Source organism: Paracoccus laeviglucosivorans (genome assembly GCF_900182695.1).
Taxonomy (GTDB): Bacteria; Pseudomonadota; Alphaproteobacteria; order Rhodobacterales; family Rhodobacteraceae; genus Paracoccus; species Paracoccus laeviglucosivorans.
Genome location: NZ_FXTK01000001.1, coordinates 20,765 through 36,187 on the forward strand (window position 1 = coordinate 20,765; position 15,423 = coordinate 36,187).

Annotated in this window: 18 protein-coding genes; 5 read left to right on the forward strand and 13 right to left on the reverse strand. The window is 65.0% G+C overall.

The genetic code is table 11. The features are described 5' to 3' along the window. Nucleotides 1-84 precede the first annotated feature (84 nt). Nucleotides 85-339, forward strand: coding sequence for a hypothetical protein (locus FN835_RS00115; protein WP_142661160.1), 255 nt, complete (start codon nt 85-87; stop codon nt 337-339). Here FN835_RS00115 and FN835_RS00120 read toward each other — a convergent pair. Then, complete coding sequence (locus FN835_RS00120; RefSeq protein ID WP_142661161.1) at nt 336-584, reverse strand: DUF167 domain-containing protein; 249 nt, start codon at nt 582-584, stop codon at nt 336-338. The two genes, FN835_RS00115 and FN835_RS00120, sit on opposite strands and share 4 nt — an antisense overlap. Before the next feature lie 34 nt (nt 585-618). On the opposite strand from FN835_RS00120, the gene FN835_RS00125 reads away from it, so the two are divergent. The 3 genes from FN835_RS00125 to FN835_RS00135 are packed head-to-tail and all read left to right on the forward strand — an operon-like array spanning nt 619 to nt 2,979. Beyond that, complete coding sequence (locus tag FN835_RS00125; RefSeq protein WP_142661162.1) at nt 619-1,710, forward strand: class II histone deacetylase; 1,092 nt, start codon at nt 619-621, stop codon at nt 1,708-1,710. 1 nt (nt 1,711) lies between these two features. Beyond that, entirely contained in the window at nt 1,712-2,278 is a 567-nt protein-coding gene (locus tag FN835_RS00130) for a nitroreductase family protein (RefSeq protein WP_142661163.1), read from the forward strand. Next, complete coding sequence (locus FN835_RS00135) at nt 2,275-2,979, forward strand: EI24 domain-containing protein (RefSeq protein ID WP_246098609.1); 705 nt, start codon at nt 2,275-2,277, stop codon at nt 2,977-2,979. The genes FN835_RS00130 and FN835_RS00135 overlap by 4 nt, the downstream gene beginning before the upstream one ends. Here the strand turns inward: FN835_RS00135 and FN835_RS00140 are convergent. Next, complete coding sequence (locus FN835_RS00140; protein WP_142661164.1) at nt 2,945-3,205, reverse strand: DUF1467 family protein; 261 nt, start codon at nt 3,203-3,205, stop codon at nt 2,945-2,947. The genes FN835_RS00135 and FN835_RS00140 overlap by 35 nt on opposite strands. Continuing rightward, a complete protein-coding gene (mce, locus tag FN835_RS00145) occupies nt 3,205-3,609 on the reverse strand; it encodes a methylmalonyl-CoA epimerase (protein ID WP_142661165.1) in 405 nt (134 codons plus the stop codon). The genes FN835_RS00140 and mce overlap by 1 nt, the downstream gene beginning before the upstream one ends. 138 nt (nt 3,610-3,747) lie before the next feature. On the opposite strand from mce, the gene FN835_RS00150 reads away from it, so the two are divergent. Continuing rightward, on the forward strand, nt 3,748-4,470 hold the full coding sequence (locus FN835_RS00150; protein WP_142661166.1) for a response regulator: 723 nt from the start codon (nt 3,748-3,750) through the stop codon (nt 4,468-4,470). Here the strand turns inward: FN835_RS00150 and FN835_RS00155 are convergent. The 10 genes from FN835_RS00155 to FN835_RS00200 form a co-directional block, all read right to left on the reverse strand. Further along, on the reverse strand, nt 4,458-5,156 hold the full coding sequence (locus FN835_RS00155; RefSeq protein WP_142661167.1) for a GNAT family N-acetyltransferase: 699 nt from the start codon (nt 5,154-5,156) through the stop codon (nt 4,458-4,460). The genes FN835_RS00150 and FN835_RS00155 overlap by 13 nt on opposite strands. A 26-nt stretch (nt 5,157-5,182) precedes the next feature. Then, a complete protein-coding gene (locus FN835_RS00160) occupies nt 5,183-6,364 on the reverse strand; it encodes a DUF1501 domain-containing protein (protein WP_142661168.1) in 1,182 nt (393 codons plus the stop codon). A 9-nt stretch (nt 6,365-6,373) separates the two neighbouring features. Beyond that, on the reverse strand, nt 6,374-7,747 hold the full coding sequence (locus tag FN835_RS00165) for a DUF1800 domain-containing protein (RefSeq protein WP_142661169.1): 1,374 nt from the start codon (nt 7,745-7,747) through the stop codon (nt 6,374-6,376). 151 nt (nt 7,748-7,898) lie between these two features. Further along, nucleotides 7,899-9,674 carry an aspartate--tRNA ligase gene (aspS, locus tag FN835_RS00170; protein ID WP_142661170.1) on the reverse strand — a complete coding sequence of 592 codons (1,776 nt, stop codon included), beginning with the start codon at nt 9,672-9,674 and terminating at the stop codon, nt 7,899-7,901. A 61-nt stretch (nt 9,675-9,735) separates the two neighbouring features. Further along, nucleotides 9,736-10,398 carry a CPBP family glutamic-type intramembrane protease gene (locus FN835_RS00175; protein WP_142661171.1) on the reverse strand — a complete coding sequence of 221 codons (663 nt, stop codon included), beginning with the start codon at nt 10,396-10,398 and terminating at the stop codon, nt 9,736-9,738. After that, nucleotides 10,374-11,159 carry a glycoside hydrolase family 25 protein gene (locus tag FN835_RS00180; RefSeq protein ID WP_142661172.1) on the reverse strand — a complete coding sequence of 262 codons (786 nt, stop codon included), beginning with the start codon at nt 11,157-11,159 and terminating at the stop codon, nt 10,374-10,376. The genes FN835_RS00175 and FN835_RS00180 overlap by 25 nt, the downstream gene beginning before the upstream one ends. 85 nt (nt 11,160-11,244) lie before the next feature. Further along, nucleotides 11,245-11,850: a histidine phosphatase family protein gene (locus FN835_RS00185; RefSeq protein ID WP_142661173.1), complete on the reverse strand. Its 606-nt coding sequence runs from the start codon at nt 11,848-11,850 to the stop codon at nt 11,245-11,247. Nucleotides 11,851-11,917: 67 nt separating this feature from the next. Continuing rightward, nucleotides 11,918-13,291 (reverse strand): FAD-binding oxidoreductase, encoded by a 1,374-nt coding sequence (locus FN835_RS00190; protein WP_142661174.1) that lies wholly within the window; start codon nt 13,289-13,291, stop codon nt 11,918-11,920. A gap of 57 nt (nt 13,292-13,348) precedes the next feature. Further along, the gene (locus tag FN835_RS00195; protein ID WP_142661175.1) at nt 13,349-14,314 is read right to left on the reverse strand and encodes a DUF808 domain-containing protein; all 966 of its coding nucleotides are present in this window, start codon (nt 14,312-14,314) and stop codon (nt 13,349-13,351) included. Nucleotides 14,315-14,406: 92 nt separating this feature from the next. After that, the gene (locus FN835_RS00200; protein ID WP_185958531.1) at nt 14,407-15,405 is read right to left on the reverse strand and encodes an anti-sigma factor domain-containing protein; all 999 of its coding nucleotides are present in this window, start codon (nt 15,403-15,405) and stop codon (nt 14,407-14,409) included. Nucleotides 15,406-15,423: the final 18 nt, after the last annotated feature.

Below are 15,423 nucleotides of genomic sequence, written 5' to 3' on the forward strand. Positions count from 1 at the left end.
ATGACATACCGCGCCAAGCCCCGCTCTTGCCCCTGCGCGCAGTTCACGCGAAAGTTGGGGCGCAAACGCAAGGAAAGGCCCGCGATGTTCACCATCGAACACGATTTCGACGCGACCGTGATCACATTGGTCGATGAACTGCCCCGCGGCCCGAATGCCGAAACGCGGCCCCTGAACGAAGATGTGGTGATCCAGACCTTTGACGACCGAGTGGTGGTCGAACAGTTCGATCCCGATACCGGCGAACTGGCGCAGATCGTGATGACCATCGAGCAGCTTGAGGAGTTGCGCGCCGCGCTGAACCTGCCCGAAGGGAATTACCGGCTGGAACGCCGCTAATCCAGCCGGAACAGCTTGTCGCGCGCGGTGGCGCCGCGCACCAGAACCAGCCGCGATTTCGCGACGCCCAGCGATTTCGCCAGCAGCTTGATAACGGCGGCATTGGCCTTGCCGTCTTCGGGAACGGCGGTGACGGTCACGCGGATGGTCTGACCGTCCAGCGCGACCGCGTTGCGCGACGCGCGGGGCGTCACACAAACGGCGATTTCGGCACCGGGTTGCGCAAGATGGCTTAGATCGGTCATCTTCCCCTTCAAGCGGCAAGGGGGCGGGAAAGCAATGGCGACCGGGTTTTTGCATGATGAACTGACTCTGTGGCATGGCGGCGGTGATTACGCCCTGACCCTGCCCGTGGGCGGCTTTGTCCAGCCCGGCGCGGGCATGCCCGAAAGCCCGGAAAGCAAGCGGCGGCTGGTCAATCTGATGCAGGTCAGCGGGCTGATGGCGGAACTGCGGCTAACTTCGGCCCCGCCTGCCACGCGCGACGATCTGCTGCGCGTGCATCCGGCGCGTTACCTGGACCGCTTCAAGGCCGCGTCGGATGCAGGCGGCGGCGAATTGGGCCACCACGCCCCCTTTCTGCGCGGCGGGTATGAGATTGCAGCCCTGTCGGCGGGGCTGGCCAAGGCGGCGGTCGGTGCGGTCCTGCGCGGCGATCTGACCAGCGCCTATGCCCTGTCGCGCCCGCCGGGTCATCATTGCCTGCCCGACGATCCGAACGGCTTTTGCCTGCTGGCCAATATCGCCATCGCCATCCACGCCGCCCGCGCAGCCGGGCTGGCGCAGCGGTTCGCGGTGGTCGATTGGGACGTGCATCACGGCAACGGAACTGAGGCGATCTTTCTGGACGATCCCGACGTGCTGACCGTCTCGCTGCATCAGGACCGGAACTACCCGCTGGATACCGGCGCGGCCAGCACGCGCGGCGCGGCGGGCAGCAACATCAACATCCCCCTGCCCCCCGGCTGCGGGGATGCAAGCTATACCGAAACGCTGGAGCGGATCGTCATCCCCGCCCTGACCCGCCATCGCCCCGAGATCATCATCGTGGCCTGCGGCTTCGACGCCTCGGCCATGGACCCATTGGGACGGATGCTGGTCTCGGCTGCGGGGTTCGGGGCGATGACGGGGCAGTTGCAGCAGGCCGCTGCCGATCTGTGCAAGGGCCGTCTGGTGCTGGTCCATGAAGGCGGCTATTCCGAGGCCTATGTGCCGTTCTGCGGCCATGCCGCCATCGCCCGGCTAGCCGGATCAGGCATCGACGTGCCCGATCCGCTGGCCCAGACGATCGCAACCCGCCAGCCCGACGCGCGTTGGGTCAACAACGTCTCGGCGCATCTGCGCGAGCTTGCAGAATTTTTCGAGGTCTGAAGTGCAACATACCGATCCACAGACGCTTTACTTCCTGCGCCACCGCCGTTCGCATCCACCGAAACTGCTGTCCGGCCCGGCGCCTTCCGACCGTGAACTGATGGACCTGCTGGAACTGGCCGCCCGCGTCCCCGACCACGGCAAGCTGGAGCCGTGGCGTTTCATCGTGCTGGGCCGCGAGACACTGGACAGGCTGGCTCCGATGCTGGGCGATCATGTCGCGGCGACCGGCGGCGACGATGCGGCGGTGGACAAGGCGCGCTCGGCGTTCGGCTCGCCCGTGATCGTGGCGGTGGTTTCGGCCCCGGTGGACAGCCCCAAGATCCCGGAATGGGAACAGTTCCTGTCGGCGGGGGCGGTATGCCTTGAGCTGGTCAACGCGGCCTTGGCGGCGGGCTATGGCGCGGCATGGCTGACCGGCCCCGCAGCGCAGCCGGAATTTGCAAACGCACATCTGGGCGTCAGCACGGGCGAGCGTGTGGTGGGCCTGATCCATATCGGCCAACGCGGCAACGCCCCGCCCGAACGTCCACGCCCGGACATCGCCGCCAAGACGGTGTTCCTGTGATCGTTCCGACCGCGCTGTTTCGTGCCATGGGCGATCTGCCCCGCCCCCGCATCTTCGGTGTGGTGGCGTTGGGGGTGCTGTTGTCGCTGGTGCTGTTTGCGCTGCTGCAGGCAGCAGCGATCTGGGCGATCCGCGCCTTTGGTCCCGATGTGCTGACGCTGCCGCTGATCGGGGACATCCACATCAACGGCGCGCTGTCATGGGGTTCGCTGATCCTGTTCCCGATCATGTCGGTCTTCCTGATGGCCCCGGTCACCGCAGGCTTTGCCGGTCTGTTCGCCGAACATCTGGCCAAGGCGGTCGAGGATATCCACTATCCCGGCGTTCAGGGCAAATCCGTCCGCTTCCGCGAGGGGCTGCTGGAATCGCTGGCGGTGATGGGCGCGGTGCTTCTGGTTACGCTGGTCACCTTGGTGATGACGCCGTTTCTGGGGCCGCTGGCATCGCTGCTGTTTTACGGGCTGAACGGCTGGCTGCTGGGCCGCGAATTCCTGCAGATGGCGGCGCGGCGGCACCTTAGCGCGAATGATACCCGCGCGCTGCGCAAGCGCCTGTTCAAACAGGCCACGGCGATGGGGGTCATCATCGCGCTGCTGGCGACCGTGCCGTTCCTGAACGTCTTTGTTCCGGTGCTGGCGGCGGTGGGGTTCACCCACCTGTACCATGTCAGCGCGTCCACGCCTCAAGGTCGGCGCGGGTGATGACACCGCCAAGGATGATATAGGCGATCACACCCCACAGGACGGTGGTGATGATCGTGGCCCAAAGCATCTTCTTTTTCAGCTTTGGTTCATGCGGGGCACCCGGAGGGGTGCCCATCGTCACCTCTCCCATATCAGCCTGACTGCGCTGGCCGATGGGCAACAGCACGAACATGACCAGAAACCACAGGACGGAATACAGCACGATGCCGCCGGTCAGGTTCATCAGATCTGCTCCAGCTCGATCAGGCAGCCGTTGAAGTCCTTGGGGTGCAGGAACAGCACGGGCTTGCCGTGGGCGCCGATCTTCGGCTCTCCGCTGCCAAGGACGCGGGCGCCTTCGGATTTCAGGCGGTCGCGCGCAGCAAGGATGTCATCCACCTCGAAGCACATATGATGGATACCGCCCGAGGGGTTCTTTTCCAGAAAGCCCCTGATCGGGCTGTCATCACCCAGCGGATACAGCAGCTCCAGCTTGGTATTGGGCAGCTGGATAAAGATCACCGTGACGCCGTGGTCCGGTTCGTCCTGCGGCTGGCCCACCGCAGCGCCCAGCGTGTCGCGATATTGCGCCGCCGCTGCCTCAAGGTCGGGCACGGCAATGGCGATATGGTTCAGGCGTCCGATCATCTGCTCCTCCGTTCATGCAGTTCTAGGACGGCGGGGCATGTGGGGAAAGCACAAATCAATTCCTGCGGGCGTTAACCACTTATTAGCCGAATCGGCGGAACCTGCATCAAGGGGGCGATCCATTCGGGGAACCATGTGATGAACGACACCGCCGTTGACGACATTCCGCCTTGGACCGCCGCATCATCGGCCCGGCCCCTGACCGGGCTGACAGTGCTGGTGGTCGAAGATTCCCGCGTCGCGTCCGAGGCGGTGCGGCTTTTATGCCTTCGTTCGGGTGCGCGGATCAGGCGGGCGGATACGATCCGGGCGGCGCTGCGGCATCTGCAGACCTATCGCCCCGTCGCGGTCATCATCGACATGGGCCTGCCCGATGGCGACGGGGCCGACATGATCCGCACCGTCGCGCAGGCCGTCCCGCGCGTTCCGGTGATCCTTGGCACCTCGGGCGATGCCGACAATCGCGATGCGGCCATGGCGGCGGGGGCGGACGGGTTCATCACCAAGCCCATCGAAAGCCTTGCCCGATTTCAACAGGCCATTCTGGACGCCCTGCCCCCGCAGGCCCGCCCGCAAGACCCGGTGATCCTGGCCGACGATGTGATCGTGCCGGATCAGGCTGCGCTGCGCGACGATCTGGCCCATGTGGCCGAGGTGCTGGCCGTCGCCAATGACGATGCCGCCATCGACTATATTGCGCGGTTCCTTGCAGGCATTGCCCGCGCATCCCACGACCGCCCGCTGGAGGATGCCGCAACCGCGCTGGCCCGCGACGGGGCAAGGGGACGTGTTCTGGCCATGGACCTGACCCGCATCGGCGACATGGTGCAGGACCGTCTGGCCGCCGCTCACTCTTCCTGACGCGCGCGGCTGGTCAGGTCTGACAGGCGCTGGCGCTGGTTGCCATCGGGGGCGAAATTCGAAGGAGCCAGCCAAGCGGCATGGGCCGGACCCAGCCGTGCCCATTCGTGATCCATGATCGCGAACCACGCGGAATCGCGGTTACGGCCCCGGACCAGCATATGCTGGCGGAACGTGCCTTCGTAGGTAAAACCATAGCGTCGCGCCGCAGCCATTGACGGCGCGTTCAGCGCGTTGCATTTCCATTCGACGCGGCGATAGCCCGCCTCGAATGCCCAGCGGATCATCAGCGAAATCGCCTCGGTCGCGGCGGGGCTGCGCTGAAGTGTGGGCGCAATCTCGATATGGCCAATCTCAATCACGCCATTGGCCGGGTCGATGCGCAGGTATGATGCGACACCGCCAACCGCACCGCTGCGATTGTCGCGCAACGCGTAAAAGAACGGATCGGATTTGGCAGCCGCCTGCGCCTGCCAGTCGCGATAATCCTGCAGCGTCGCAAAGGGGCCATAGGGCATGTAATCCCATACCCAGTCCTGCCCCTGATTGGCGTGGAACAGGTCGTCCGCGTGACGGGCAGGGTCCAGCCGCTCAAGCGTGACGTGGATACCCGCGATCCGGTCTGGACCGGGCGCGGGCGGGGTGACAAAGCCCTGCACCAGTGGGCCAATGGGTCTGTCGGTCATGCTGTCCTGATGCGTCTTTATAACTGTCAGGCCAGCATCTTCGGATCGCCGCCAAGGTCAAGTCCCGGAAAGATGCTGCGCTCCAGCATCTCGCGGTCGGTGCCGAACAACCCGCGCATCGCCCATGCGGCATAGGCGCGGATGTCGCGCGTGGGCATCAGGTCGCGATCCGCATAAAGCTGGCCGTCACCCAGCCCCGGCCAATCGCCAAAAGCGCGACCGCCGCGAATGGCCCCGCCCGCCATCAGCATCGCCCCGCCCGTGCCGTGATCGGTCCCGGCCGAGCCGTTTTCGCGCACGGTGCGGCCGAATTCGGTCATGGCCAGCACGGTCGTGCGCTGCCAGTTCTGGCCCAGCCCGTCGCGCAGCGCCAGAATGGCCGCCGCAAGCCGGTCCAGCGACCGACCCAAGGTCTGCGACTGGTTGGCATGGGTATCCCAGCCGGCAATCGAAAAAGCCGCGATGCGCGATTCCCCGTTCAGCCGGTTCGCCGCGAAATTCCCCAAGGCGACAGCATCGCCGGTCGGGCCCTGCGCGCGTTCGCCCATTTCGGTCTCGGACCCGATGCGGACGGCATCACGCGCCGCGTCCCGAAACAGCGGATCGTCGTGATAGACATGCTCAAGCAGCATCTGCGCCTGAGGCGACAGCGTGAGCGAGGCGCGTGGCGCCCAGCTGAGATGCGCGGCCTGTCCCGACAGAATGCGCATCTGCTCCACACCCACCGCATAGGCTGTCTCTGCCGAAGTCTGGGGCATACTTTGCAGCAAGCGGTTCAGCCAGCCGCCGACCTGATTATCCACCGGCAGGTCGTTGCCGGTCCCCGCCTCAAGCAAGTCCTGACCATCGAAATGACTGCGCTTGTCGCGATAGGGGGTCGAAACGGCATGGGCAAAGGCCAGTTCGCCCTTCTGCCAAAGGGGCATCAGCGGCTGCAGCTTGGGGTGCAGCGCGTAAAATCCGTCCAGATCCAGCGCGCCATTGTCCGGGCCGGTCGAAATCTGCTGGCGCAGCTTGGCCAGCATCGGATCGCCGTAGGGCTGGATCACGTCCAACCCGTCCATCGCGCCGCGCAGGATGATCACCACCAGCCGGTTGTCCGACGGGACCGAGGCGAAGGTCATCGACGTCATCAGCGGATGCGCTGCTGCCGAGCAGCCGATCAGGGCTGCGCTTTTCAGAAACAGGCGCCGGTCCAGTTCGATCATCATCGCCTCCTATCGCCGGTTGAAATCGGTCGAGGCCAGCACAAGCGCCACCCCCTCGACTTCGCTTTCGGCCTTGGGCACCGCCCAGGCCAACTGTTCGGAATGCGTGCCGCCCAAGGCGGTCTGCAGGAATTCGCGCGGGTCGGGCAGCTGTCGTTTCAGCATCCTGCTGGGCATCTGCAGCGACCAGTTGATACGCGCGGCCAGCATCTGCGGCGCGATCCACGCATCGGCATGTTCGGGCCAGCCGTCCGGGCCGGTCTGGCGCGACCATGGCTGGCCCATGCGGTTCATCGTGTCGAAGGTCTGGCTGGGCAGTTGCGGAAAATCCAGCGCCATCAGGTCGTCCCCGGTGATCCCAAGGGCGCGATAGCCCGACACCAGCAGATCAAAGGGCTGACGCACCTTTTTGCGCATGTCGCTTGCCAGATCGGCATGGGTCACCATCACGCGATAGACTTGCGGCAGATCTCCGCCCGTGTCGCGCCAGGTCGCGGCCATCGCCTGCACCAGCGCATCGGACGGGTCGTCCGAAATGAAATGCACCGCCAGTTTGCGCGACACGAATTGCGCCGTTTCGGGGCGACGGGCAATGTCGCGAAACGCGGCCTGAATATCCTGCAGCCCGCCACGGCGTTGCCCGCCATAGCTTTTGCCCAGCACGGTTTCCGCCCCCGGCTCGGCCATCTGCGGCTTGAAGGTGAATCCCTCGCGCGAGGTATAGCCCAGCCCGGTCAGCAGCTCGGCCAGTTGTCGCACGTCGTCCTGCGTATAGGGCGCACCAACGCCCAGCGAATGCAGCTCCATCGCCTCACGGGCAAGGTTTTCGTTCAGGCCGAAATCCTTTTCGGGGCGACGCTTGGCAAACGGAGAGTTGGGACCACGGCTGCTGTTCTGGTTCAGATACAGCAACATCATCGGATGCGTGTCGGCGGCAAAGAACATGTCTTCAAAGCGGCCATTCACATGCGGGCGGATCGCTTCGTCCACAAAGGCCATGGCAAGCGGCTGGTTGCCCGAACTCATCGGAGCGACGGTGAAATGGTCGGCCCAGAACTGCACCAGCCGTTCGCCAAAGCCCACCGGATCATCGACCGCGCGCACCATGCGGCGCTGCAGGTCACGCACCAGCATCCGGCTAAGTTCGCGGTTATATACCTGATATTCCAGCTTTTCCGCCTCGCCGCCGTCCTTGCGGGCCTTGGTCAGATCGGCAAGGCGCAGGCTCATTTCGCGGGCTTTGTCGGTCGTCACCGCCTCGGGGCCGGGGCCAGCGGTATCGACGGCAGCCAGCACGGCCGCGGCATCCTTGGGCGGCGGCATCAGCGGCGAAAGCCCATAGCCAAGGCGGATCGCCGCAAGTTCGGGAAATCCAAAAGTCATGCAAATCACCTGTCCAGCCGGGAAGGTCGTCTGCCACGCTTATCGCACGGCCAGCCGGAAAGGTCAGTTCACGCTTTTGGGGGGATGCCGCATTGCAGCAAGCATTCGCCGAAAGCCGCTTGGGCTTTCGGCAATCGTCAGGGCGCGCGCCTTATTCCTTGGGCAGCGCACGCAGGCGCAATTCGCGCATCTGTTCGTTGGTGGGTTCGCTGGGCGCGCCCATCATCAGGTCTTCGGCGCGCTGGTTCATCGGGAACATGATGACTTCGCGGATGTTCTGTTCGTCCGCCAGCAGCATCACGATCCGGTCGATACCAGCCGCACAACCGCCGTGGGGCGGAGCGCCATAGCGGAAGGCCTTGACCATGCCGCCAAAGCGTTTCTCGACCTCATCCGCGCCGTAGCCTGCCAGTTCAAACGCCTTGAACATGATTTCCGGCTTGTGGTTACGGATCGCACCCGAGATCAGCTCATAGCCGTTGCAGGCCAGGTCGTACTGATAGCCCTTGACCGCCAGCGGATCGCCCGACAGCGCCTCAAGCCCGCCCTGCGGCATGCTGAAGGGGTTGTGGCTGAAGTCGATCTTGCCGTCGTCGGTTTTCTCATACATCGGGAAATCGACGATCCAGGCGAATTTGAACTGGTTTTCGTCGGTCAGACCCAGTTCCTGCCCGATCACGTTGCGGGCGCGGCCCGCGACGGCCTCGAACTGTTCCGGCTTGCCGCCCAGGAAGAAGGCGGCATCGCCCTCACCCAGACCCAGTTGCAGGCGCAGCGCCTCGGTGGGTTCAGCGCCAAGGGCTTTGGCGATAGGACCGGCGGCTTCGGTGCTGCCATCCTCGGCCTTGCGCCAGAAGATATAGCCCATGCCCGGCAGACCCTGCTGTTGGGCAAAGGCGTTCATGCGGTCGGCGAATTTGCGGCTGCCGCCCTTGGGCGCGGGAATGGCGCGAACCTCGGTGCCGTCCTGCTCCAGCAGCTTGGCAAAGATCGCAAAGCCCGAGCCGCGGAAATGGTCGCTGACGATCTGCATCTCGATCGGGTTGCGCAGGTCGGGCTTGTCGCTGCCGTATTTCAGCATCGATTCCGCATAAGCGATGCGCGGCCAGTTGGTATCGACCGGACGGCCCTTGCCGAATTCCTCGAACAGGCCCTGAATGACCGGCTGGATGGTGGCGAAGATGTCTTCCTGCTCGACAAACGACATCTCAAGGTCAAGCTGGTAGAAATCGGTGGGGCTGCGGTCGGCGCGCGGGTCTTCGTCGCGGAAGCAGGGCGCGATCTGGAAATACTTGTCGAAGCCCGCGACCATGATCAGCTGCTTGAACTGCTGCGGCGCCTGCGGCAGTGCATAGAACTTGCCCGGATGCAGACGCGAGGGAACCAGAAAATCGCGCGCGCCTTCGGGGCTGGACGCGGTGATGATCGGCGTCTGGAATTCGGTGAAACCCTGATCCCACATCCGGTTGCGGATCGAACGCACAACCTGCGAACGCAGCATGATGTTGTTGTGCAGCGTTTCGCGGCGCAGATCCAGGAAACGATAGGTCAGGCGGGTTTCTTCGGGATAGTCCTGATCGCCAAAGACCGGCAGCGGCAGGTCATCCGAGGCACCCAGAACCTCGACATCCGTGGCATAGACCTCGATCTCGCCGGTCGGCAGCTTGGGGTTCACCAGCGACGCATCGCGCAGTTTCACGCGGCCGTCGATGCGGATCACGGTTTCGGCGCGCAGTTTTTCCAGCGCCGAAAAGGCGGGGCTGTCGCTGTCGGCGATGACCTGCGTGATGCCGTAATGGTCGCGCAGGTCGATGAACAGCACGCCGCCGTGGTCGCGGACGCGATGGACCCAACCCGACAGACGGATTTCGGACCCGGCGGCTGCGGCAGTCAGCTGGCCGCAGGTATGGCTGCGATAGGCGCTCATCGTTTTTCCCCTTGCGTATCAGGCCACGCATGAACCGTGACGGGCGGGGGAAGTCAAGCGTTCAGAACGGTCGGACCACATTGCCGGAATAGAAGTATGCCCCCATTCCCACGGCGAACAGCACATTTCCCGCCACCGCGTGCAGCAACCAAGCCGCCGGAAAGCCCCGGTTCAGATAGGCGCGGGCAAAGGCCCAGCCCCCCAGAAACGTCATCAGCGCCACGACCCAAGACCAATACATCAGATGCGCGAATGAAAAGATCGCGGCATTCAGCGCGATGGCCCCCCGCCCTTCGGGCAGCAGCGCGGCATAGCGATGAAAGAACAGCGGGCGAAAGATCAGCTCTTGCGGCAGGGCCGACAGAAGCGGGTAGAACGCCCAGATCAGCAGCACCCGTTCGGGATGGGACCGCGCCATGGAGAAAAGCGACTCGGGGCGGGTCAGCCACAGGATCAGGACGCCCGCGACCAGCGTGATCAGCGCGATGCCCGCCAACTCCAGCAGGGGAACCCGGCTCCAGCCCCTGATCAGGCTGCGCCAGCGGAACCCGCCGGTGAACCACAGCAACGCAAGGCCCGCGGCGCTGAAGACGGCCAGCGCCTCGAATAGCAGGTTGCCGGGCATGAACAGCGCGATGCCCAAGGGCGCCCCGATATAGAGCGCCCCGAACTCCACCCATAGCAGGGTGCGTCGTCTGGTTACTGCAAGCGTCGGCTCAGCCATTGGCGCCATTGCACAGGATCTCCGGCGAACACGTTCAGGTCTACATTGCCCCGGATACCCGGCACGATTCCCGTGCCAGTATATTGCCAGAACGAATAACGCTGGCCCGGATAGACGATGCGCGGATGGCCCGCGACCGAGCGCAGCCAGAACTCCTCGGGCCACGAGCCCAGATTGTTGTCACGGTAGAAGTCCACGGTGGTGTAGATGATCGGACGCTGCCCGTAATACTGATGCAGGATGTCCTTGAAAATCTTGGCCTCGCGCAGGACTTCGTGGCTTGGCGGGCGATGCGGACAGGTCTTGGATGCCGTCCATTCCAGATCCAGCACCGGCGGCAGCGCACCGCGTTCGCGCGGCACGTTCTGGATGAACCACGCCGCCTGCTGCGCACCGGAGCGGCAGAAGTAGAAATAATGATAGGCGCCGCGTGGAATGCGCGCCTGCCCCGCTTCATACCAGTAACGGCGGAAGTTCGGATCCGAATGGTCGCCCCCCTCGGTCGCCTTAATAAAGGCGAAGCTGACGCCCGAGCTGCGCACCCGGCTCCAGTCGATATCGCCCTGATAGCGCGACACGTCGATGCCATGGACCGGGTGGTCATAGGGATGACCGCCGACCCACGGATGCGGTTGGCTGTCGCCGAATTTGGGGCCAAGCCCCTGCCCGACCATGACGGCGCGCTGTTGCGTCGGTGCGCCGCCGCAAGCCGCAAGCGCGACCAGCATAAGCACCGACAGAATGCGTGTAATAAACTTCATGACTGCCCTCTGCCCTCGCGCCTGTCCTCCGGCGCTTTCGGCCTTTATCGCAAAGGCGCAGAGTTCTGTCACGATGGCGTGACAGTCACGAATGTGTCAGGGACGGCAGCAGCGTCTCGATCGGCTGCCAGCCGGACGCCGGTTTGCGCGTCGCGATGTCGAATTCGAACCAGCAGCCCCCGCCGCCCGGCCCCTGATCGAAACGGCGGTCGATAGGCTGGCCCGCCAACGCGCAATAAAGCAGCGTGCCGACGCCGCCATGCCCGACGAACAGCACATCGCCCTGCGCGTGACCGGCAAGGCAGGCATCGACCTCGGCCAAGATGCGCGCCTGCGCGGCCTGCGCGGTTTCCCAGCCCCGCACGCTTTGCGTCGGATGGGCAAAGAACTGGTCGGCCACCCGCTCAAATTCATCGGGGGGCAGGAAGCCCGTGGCGCTGCGGTCGTTTTCGTGCATGGCAGGCCGCGTCTCGACCGCCAGCCCCAGCGCGTCGGCCAGTGGGTGTGCGGTCTGCAGCGCCTTGACCTCGGCGCTGGAGATGATGCGGTTTGTCCGTCCCAGCGCGGCGGGGGTCGCGGCAAGTGCTGCGACGCGGGCATGGCCCACGGCGTTCAGCGACCATTCGGGGACCGGGACCAGCGGGTCCACCTGAACCTGCGGATGCGTCAGATAGCGGGCAATGCGCGACACGGGGGATGACCTTGGCAATGGTGAACGGCGCCGATGATCGCGGCCCGCCAAAGCAAGGTCAACGCCCTTAATCCGGGATCACCTTGCCCGGATTCATGATGCCCTGCGGATCAAGCGCCGCCTTGATCGCGGCCATCACATCAACCGCGTCGCCATGCTGGGCGCGCATCAGGGGGCGTTTGCCGATACCCACGCCATGTTCTCCGGTGATCGTGCCGCCGACCGACAGCGCACGTTCGGCCATGCGTCCTGCCACGCGCTTGGCGGCAGCCAGTTCATCGGCATCGCCCGGCATGACAAGCAGTTGCGAATGGAAATTGCCATCGCCGACATGGCCGACCATGGGACCGACCAGCCCTTCGGCCCTGATGTCGGCGGCGGCCGCCGCCACCTGCGCGGCCAGATGCGACATGGGCACGCAGACATCGGTGACCACGGCCGTTGCGCCGGGGCGCAGCGCAAGGCAGGCGCGATAGGCACCGTGGCGCATCCGCCAAAGCGCGGCGCGTTCCTCGGGGGTGGTGGCCCAGTCGAAGCCCTGTCCGCCGAAATCGGTCGCAAGCTCGCCGAACTTTTCGGCATCCTCCCTGACCGATACGGGCGAGCCGTTGAATTCCACCATCAGATGCGGCTGTTCCCGCATCTGGCTGCCTGATGCCTGATTAAAGGCCCGCGCGGCATCGGCATCGACGAATTCGATCCGTGCCATCGGGATGCCCGACTGGATGGTGGCCGTGACGCATTCCACCGCCGCCTCAAGGTTGGGAAAGGCGCAGACGGCGCTGGCCACTTCCTCGGGCTGGCCATGCAGGCGCAGGGTCAGCTCGGTGATGATGCCCAGCGTGCCTTCGGACCCGACGAACAGGCCGGTCAGGTCATAGCCCGCAGACGATTTCGCGGCGCGGGTGCCTGTGCGGATGATGCGGCCATCGGCCAGAACCACCTCCAGCGCCAGGACATTGTCGCGCATCGTGCCGTAGCGCACGGCGGTCGTGCCGCTGGCCCGCGTTGCAGCCATGCCGCCAAGGCTGGCATTCGCGCCGGGATCGACGGGAAAGAACAGGCCGGTGGCGCGCAGTTCGGTGTTCAATGCCTCGCGCGTGACGCCGGGCTGGACGCTGACCTGCAAATCTTCGGACCGGATGTCCAGCACGCGGTCCATCTTCATCAGGTCGATCACGATGCCGCCATGGATCGCCAGCGCGTGCCCTTCAAGCGAGGTGCCCGTGCCCCAGCCGATCACCGGGATCAGGTGCTGTTGGCATATCGCCATGACCTGCGACACCTCGGCGGTGGTCAGCGGCCAGACGACCGCATCGGGTGGAGGGGCAGTGTGGAACGTTTCCGACTGGCCATGCAGGTCGCGATCGGCCTGCGACTGGGAAAAGCGCGGGCCCAGCAGTTGCGACAGGGCTTCGGCAGCGTTGGCGGGGATGGTCATGGGCAGTCTCCTTGGCGGTATGGCAGTTAAACCGCGCCACGCCGCCAAGGGCAAGCGTCACGCCTTGCCGAACATCCCCTTGGCCATCCCGATCGCCGGAGAGATGACGTAATTCGCAATCGGGATCAGCAGGAACCCCAGCAGCAGGCCAAAGATACCGTCAAAGAATGCCGTGGTCGCCCATTCGGCCAGACCCGGCGCGGCAGGCAGCGCGGCGGCTGCGGCCTGCGCCATGTGATGCACCCATTCGTAAGGCTGGTGCTGGCCCAGTTCGTGCAGCCCGTGAACCACGATCTGACCGCCGACCCAGATCATCGCGGCAGTGCCCACGATGGTCAGCACCTTCATGAAGCCCGGCATGACATGCACGATACCGCGCCCCAGCCCCGCCAGCACCCCGCCGCGTTCGGCAAGATGCAGGCCAAAGTCATCCGCCTTCACGATCAGCGCGACAAAGCCGTAAACGGCGACGGTGATGCCGATGCCGACGATGGCAAGGATCAGCGCCTCTTTCCATAGGGGGTCGCCGTCGGGGATCGCGGCCAGCGCGATCGTCATGATTTCGGCCGACAGGATGAAGTCGGTCTTGATCGCGCCCGCCACGCGCTCCTCCTCCAGCCCGGCGCCACCGTCGGGCGTGGTCTGCAACTGGGGTTCGTTGACTTCGTGATGACCAAACACATGCGCGACCTTTTCCGCGCCTTCAAAGCACAGATAGGCACCGCCCAGCATCAGCAAGGGCGAAATCGCCCAAGGCGCAAAGGCCGAAAGCAGCAGCGCGATGGGCAGCAGGATCACCAGCTTGTTGAACATCGAGCCGCGCGCGATCTTCATCACGATGGGCAGCTCGCGCTTGGCGGAAAAGCCGTGGACATATTTCGGCGTCACGGCGGCATCGTCGATCACTGCCCCCGCAGCCTTGGCCCCCGCCTTGGCCGCCTGCCCCGCCACATCGTCCACCGACGCGGCGGCGATCTTGGCGATGCCCGCCACGTCATCCAAAAGCGCCAGCAATCCGCTCATGTCCCAAGGCCTTTCATTCACGATCCGTTGAACCGGAGATTTGGGCAAGGAACGCGACAAGAGCAAGACGGTTCAACGCCTTGCCCACGTTTCTAGGGCGAATTGGGCAAATTCAACGGAGAGATGGCCATGATCGGTCCCGTTGCCTGCCCGTTGGGCGATCCGCCCTCGGGTTCGTCGGACAGTGCGATCTGGACGCCATCCTCGGGGTTGATGGTGCGGGGCAGGTCGCGACTGACCTCGCCCTCTTGCTGGGGAACAAGGCCCAGCGACACCGGGGGGGCGTCGCCCGGCGGCATCCACCAGATTTCCCAATCCCGCCCGACCGGCGCGGCCCCGCTTTGCAGCGCGACATGCATCCTGCGGTCGTTCAGGCTGAAATCGACGCGCAAACCGGCGGGCTGTGACACGATCTGCGTCTGGTAATCCTTGCCCGAGGCCGGACGCAGCAAAGGCACCAGCAGCACTGCCGCGACCGCGATCACGACGGCAATGGCCCCTAGCAGCGGCAGCGGGCGCTGCCACCAGCGGATGCGGGCGTCCAGCACCTCGGCAAAGGGGGGCTGGGCATGGCCCAAAGCCTCGCGCATCCGCTGGCGGGCACGGGCGGGCGGCATCACAGGGGTCAGCGCCAAGGCGTTCCGGGCAAGCTGTTCCTGACTATCCCGAACGCGGCGGGCGAAATCGGCGTCGCTATCATGGCGCGCCGCCGCAGCTGTTGCCGCGTCGCCTGCCAGCGCCGCCAGCGCGAAATCCGCAGCCAGCGCGTCATCATCGCTGGATGTCACCCTGGCTTCGGGCAGTTGTTCGCCCCGCGCGCGCAGCCGCTCGACCGCCTGCCCGCGTGCCTGCGTCATCAGCCACGCCATCGGCGTCAATCCGCTTGCAGGATACTGCCCTGCCTGACGCCAGACCGCGACGAAGGACTGCGCCAGCACATCCTCGGCCTCGGGCCGGTTGGGCAAAAGCGACAGGATCAGCGCGTAAAGCCGGGCCGAGGTCAGGTCGTAAAGCCCATCAAATGCGGGCCGGTCGCCTTGTGCGGCACGCGCGATCAGCTCGTCCAGTTCGATCAGCCGGGCATCAGACAATGGGGCGCGGTCCTTTCT

What these genes read in the sequence shown, in the direction of transcription:
- FN835_RS00115 (WP_142661160.1), top strand. Translation starts at nt 85, where the DNA reads ATGTTCACCATCGAACACGATTTCGACGCGACCGTGATCACATTGGTC.
- FN835_RS00120 (WP_142661161.1), bottom strand. Translation starts at nt 584, where the DNA reads ATGACCGATCTAAGCCATCTTGCGCAACCCGGTGCCGAAATCGCCGTT.
- FN835_RS00125 (WP_142661162.1), top strand. Translation starts at nt 619, where the DNA reads ATGGCGACCGGGTTTTTGCATGATGAACTGACTCTGTGGCATGGCGGC.
- FN835_RS00140 (WP_142661164.1), bottom strand. Translation starts at nt 3,205, where the DNA reads ATGAACCTGACCGGCGGCATCGTGCTGTATTCCGTCCTGTGGTTTCTG.
- mce (WP_142661165.1), bottom strand. Translation starts at nt 3,609, where the DNA reads ATGATCGGACGCCTGAACCATATCGCCATTGCCGTGCCCGACCTTGAG.
- FN835_RS00150 (WP_142661166.1), top strand. Translation starts at nt 3,748, where the DNA reads ATGAACGACACCGCCGTTGACGACATTCCGCCTTGGACCGCCGCATCA.
- FN835_RS00155 (WP_142661167.1), bottom strand. Translation starts at nt 5,156, where the DNA reads ATGACCGACAGACCCATTGGCCCACTGGTGCAGGGCTTTGTCACCCCG.
- FN835_RS00160 (WP_142661168.1), bottom strand. Translation starts at nt 6,364, where the DNA reads ATGATCGAACTGGACCGGCGCCTGTTTCTGAAAAGCGCAGCCCTGATC.
- FN835_RS00165 (WP_142661169.1), bottom strand. Translation starts at nt 7,747, where the DNA reads ATGACTTTTGGATTTCCCGAACTTGCGGCGATCCGCCTTGGCTATGGG.
- aspS (WP_142661170.1), bottom strand. Translation starts at nt 9,674, where the DNA reads ATGAGCGCCTATCGCAGCCATACCTGCGGCCAGCTGACTGCCGCAGCC.
- FN835_RS00175 (WP_142661171.1), bottom strand. Translation starts at nt 10,398, where the DNA reads ATGGCTGAGCCGACGCTTGCAGTAACCAGACGACGCACCCTGCTATGG.
- FN835_RS00180 (WP_142661172.1), bottom strand. Translation starts at nt 11,159, where the DNA reads ATGAAGTTTATTACACGCATTCTGTCGGTGCTTATGCTGGTCGCGCTT.
- FN835_RS00190 (WP_142661174.1), bottom strand. Translation starts at nt 13,291, where the DNA reads ATGACCATCCCCGCCAACGCTGCCGAAGCCCTGTCGCAACTGCTGGGC.
- FN835_RS00195 (WP_142661175.1), bottom strand. Translation starts at nt 14,314, where the DNA reads ATGAGCGGATTGCTGGCGCTTTTGGATGACGTGGCGGGCATCGCCAAG.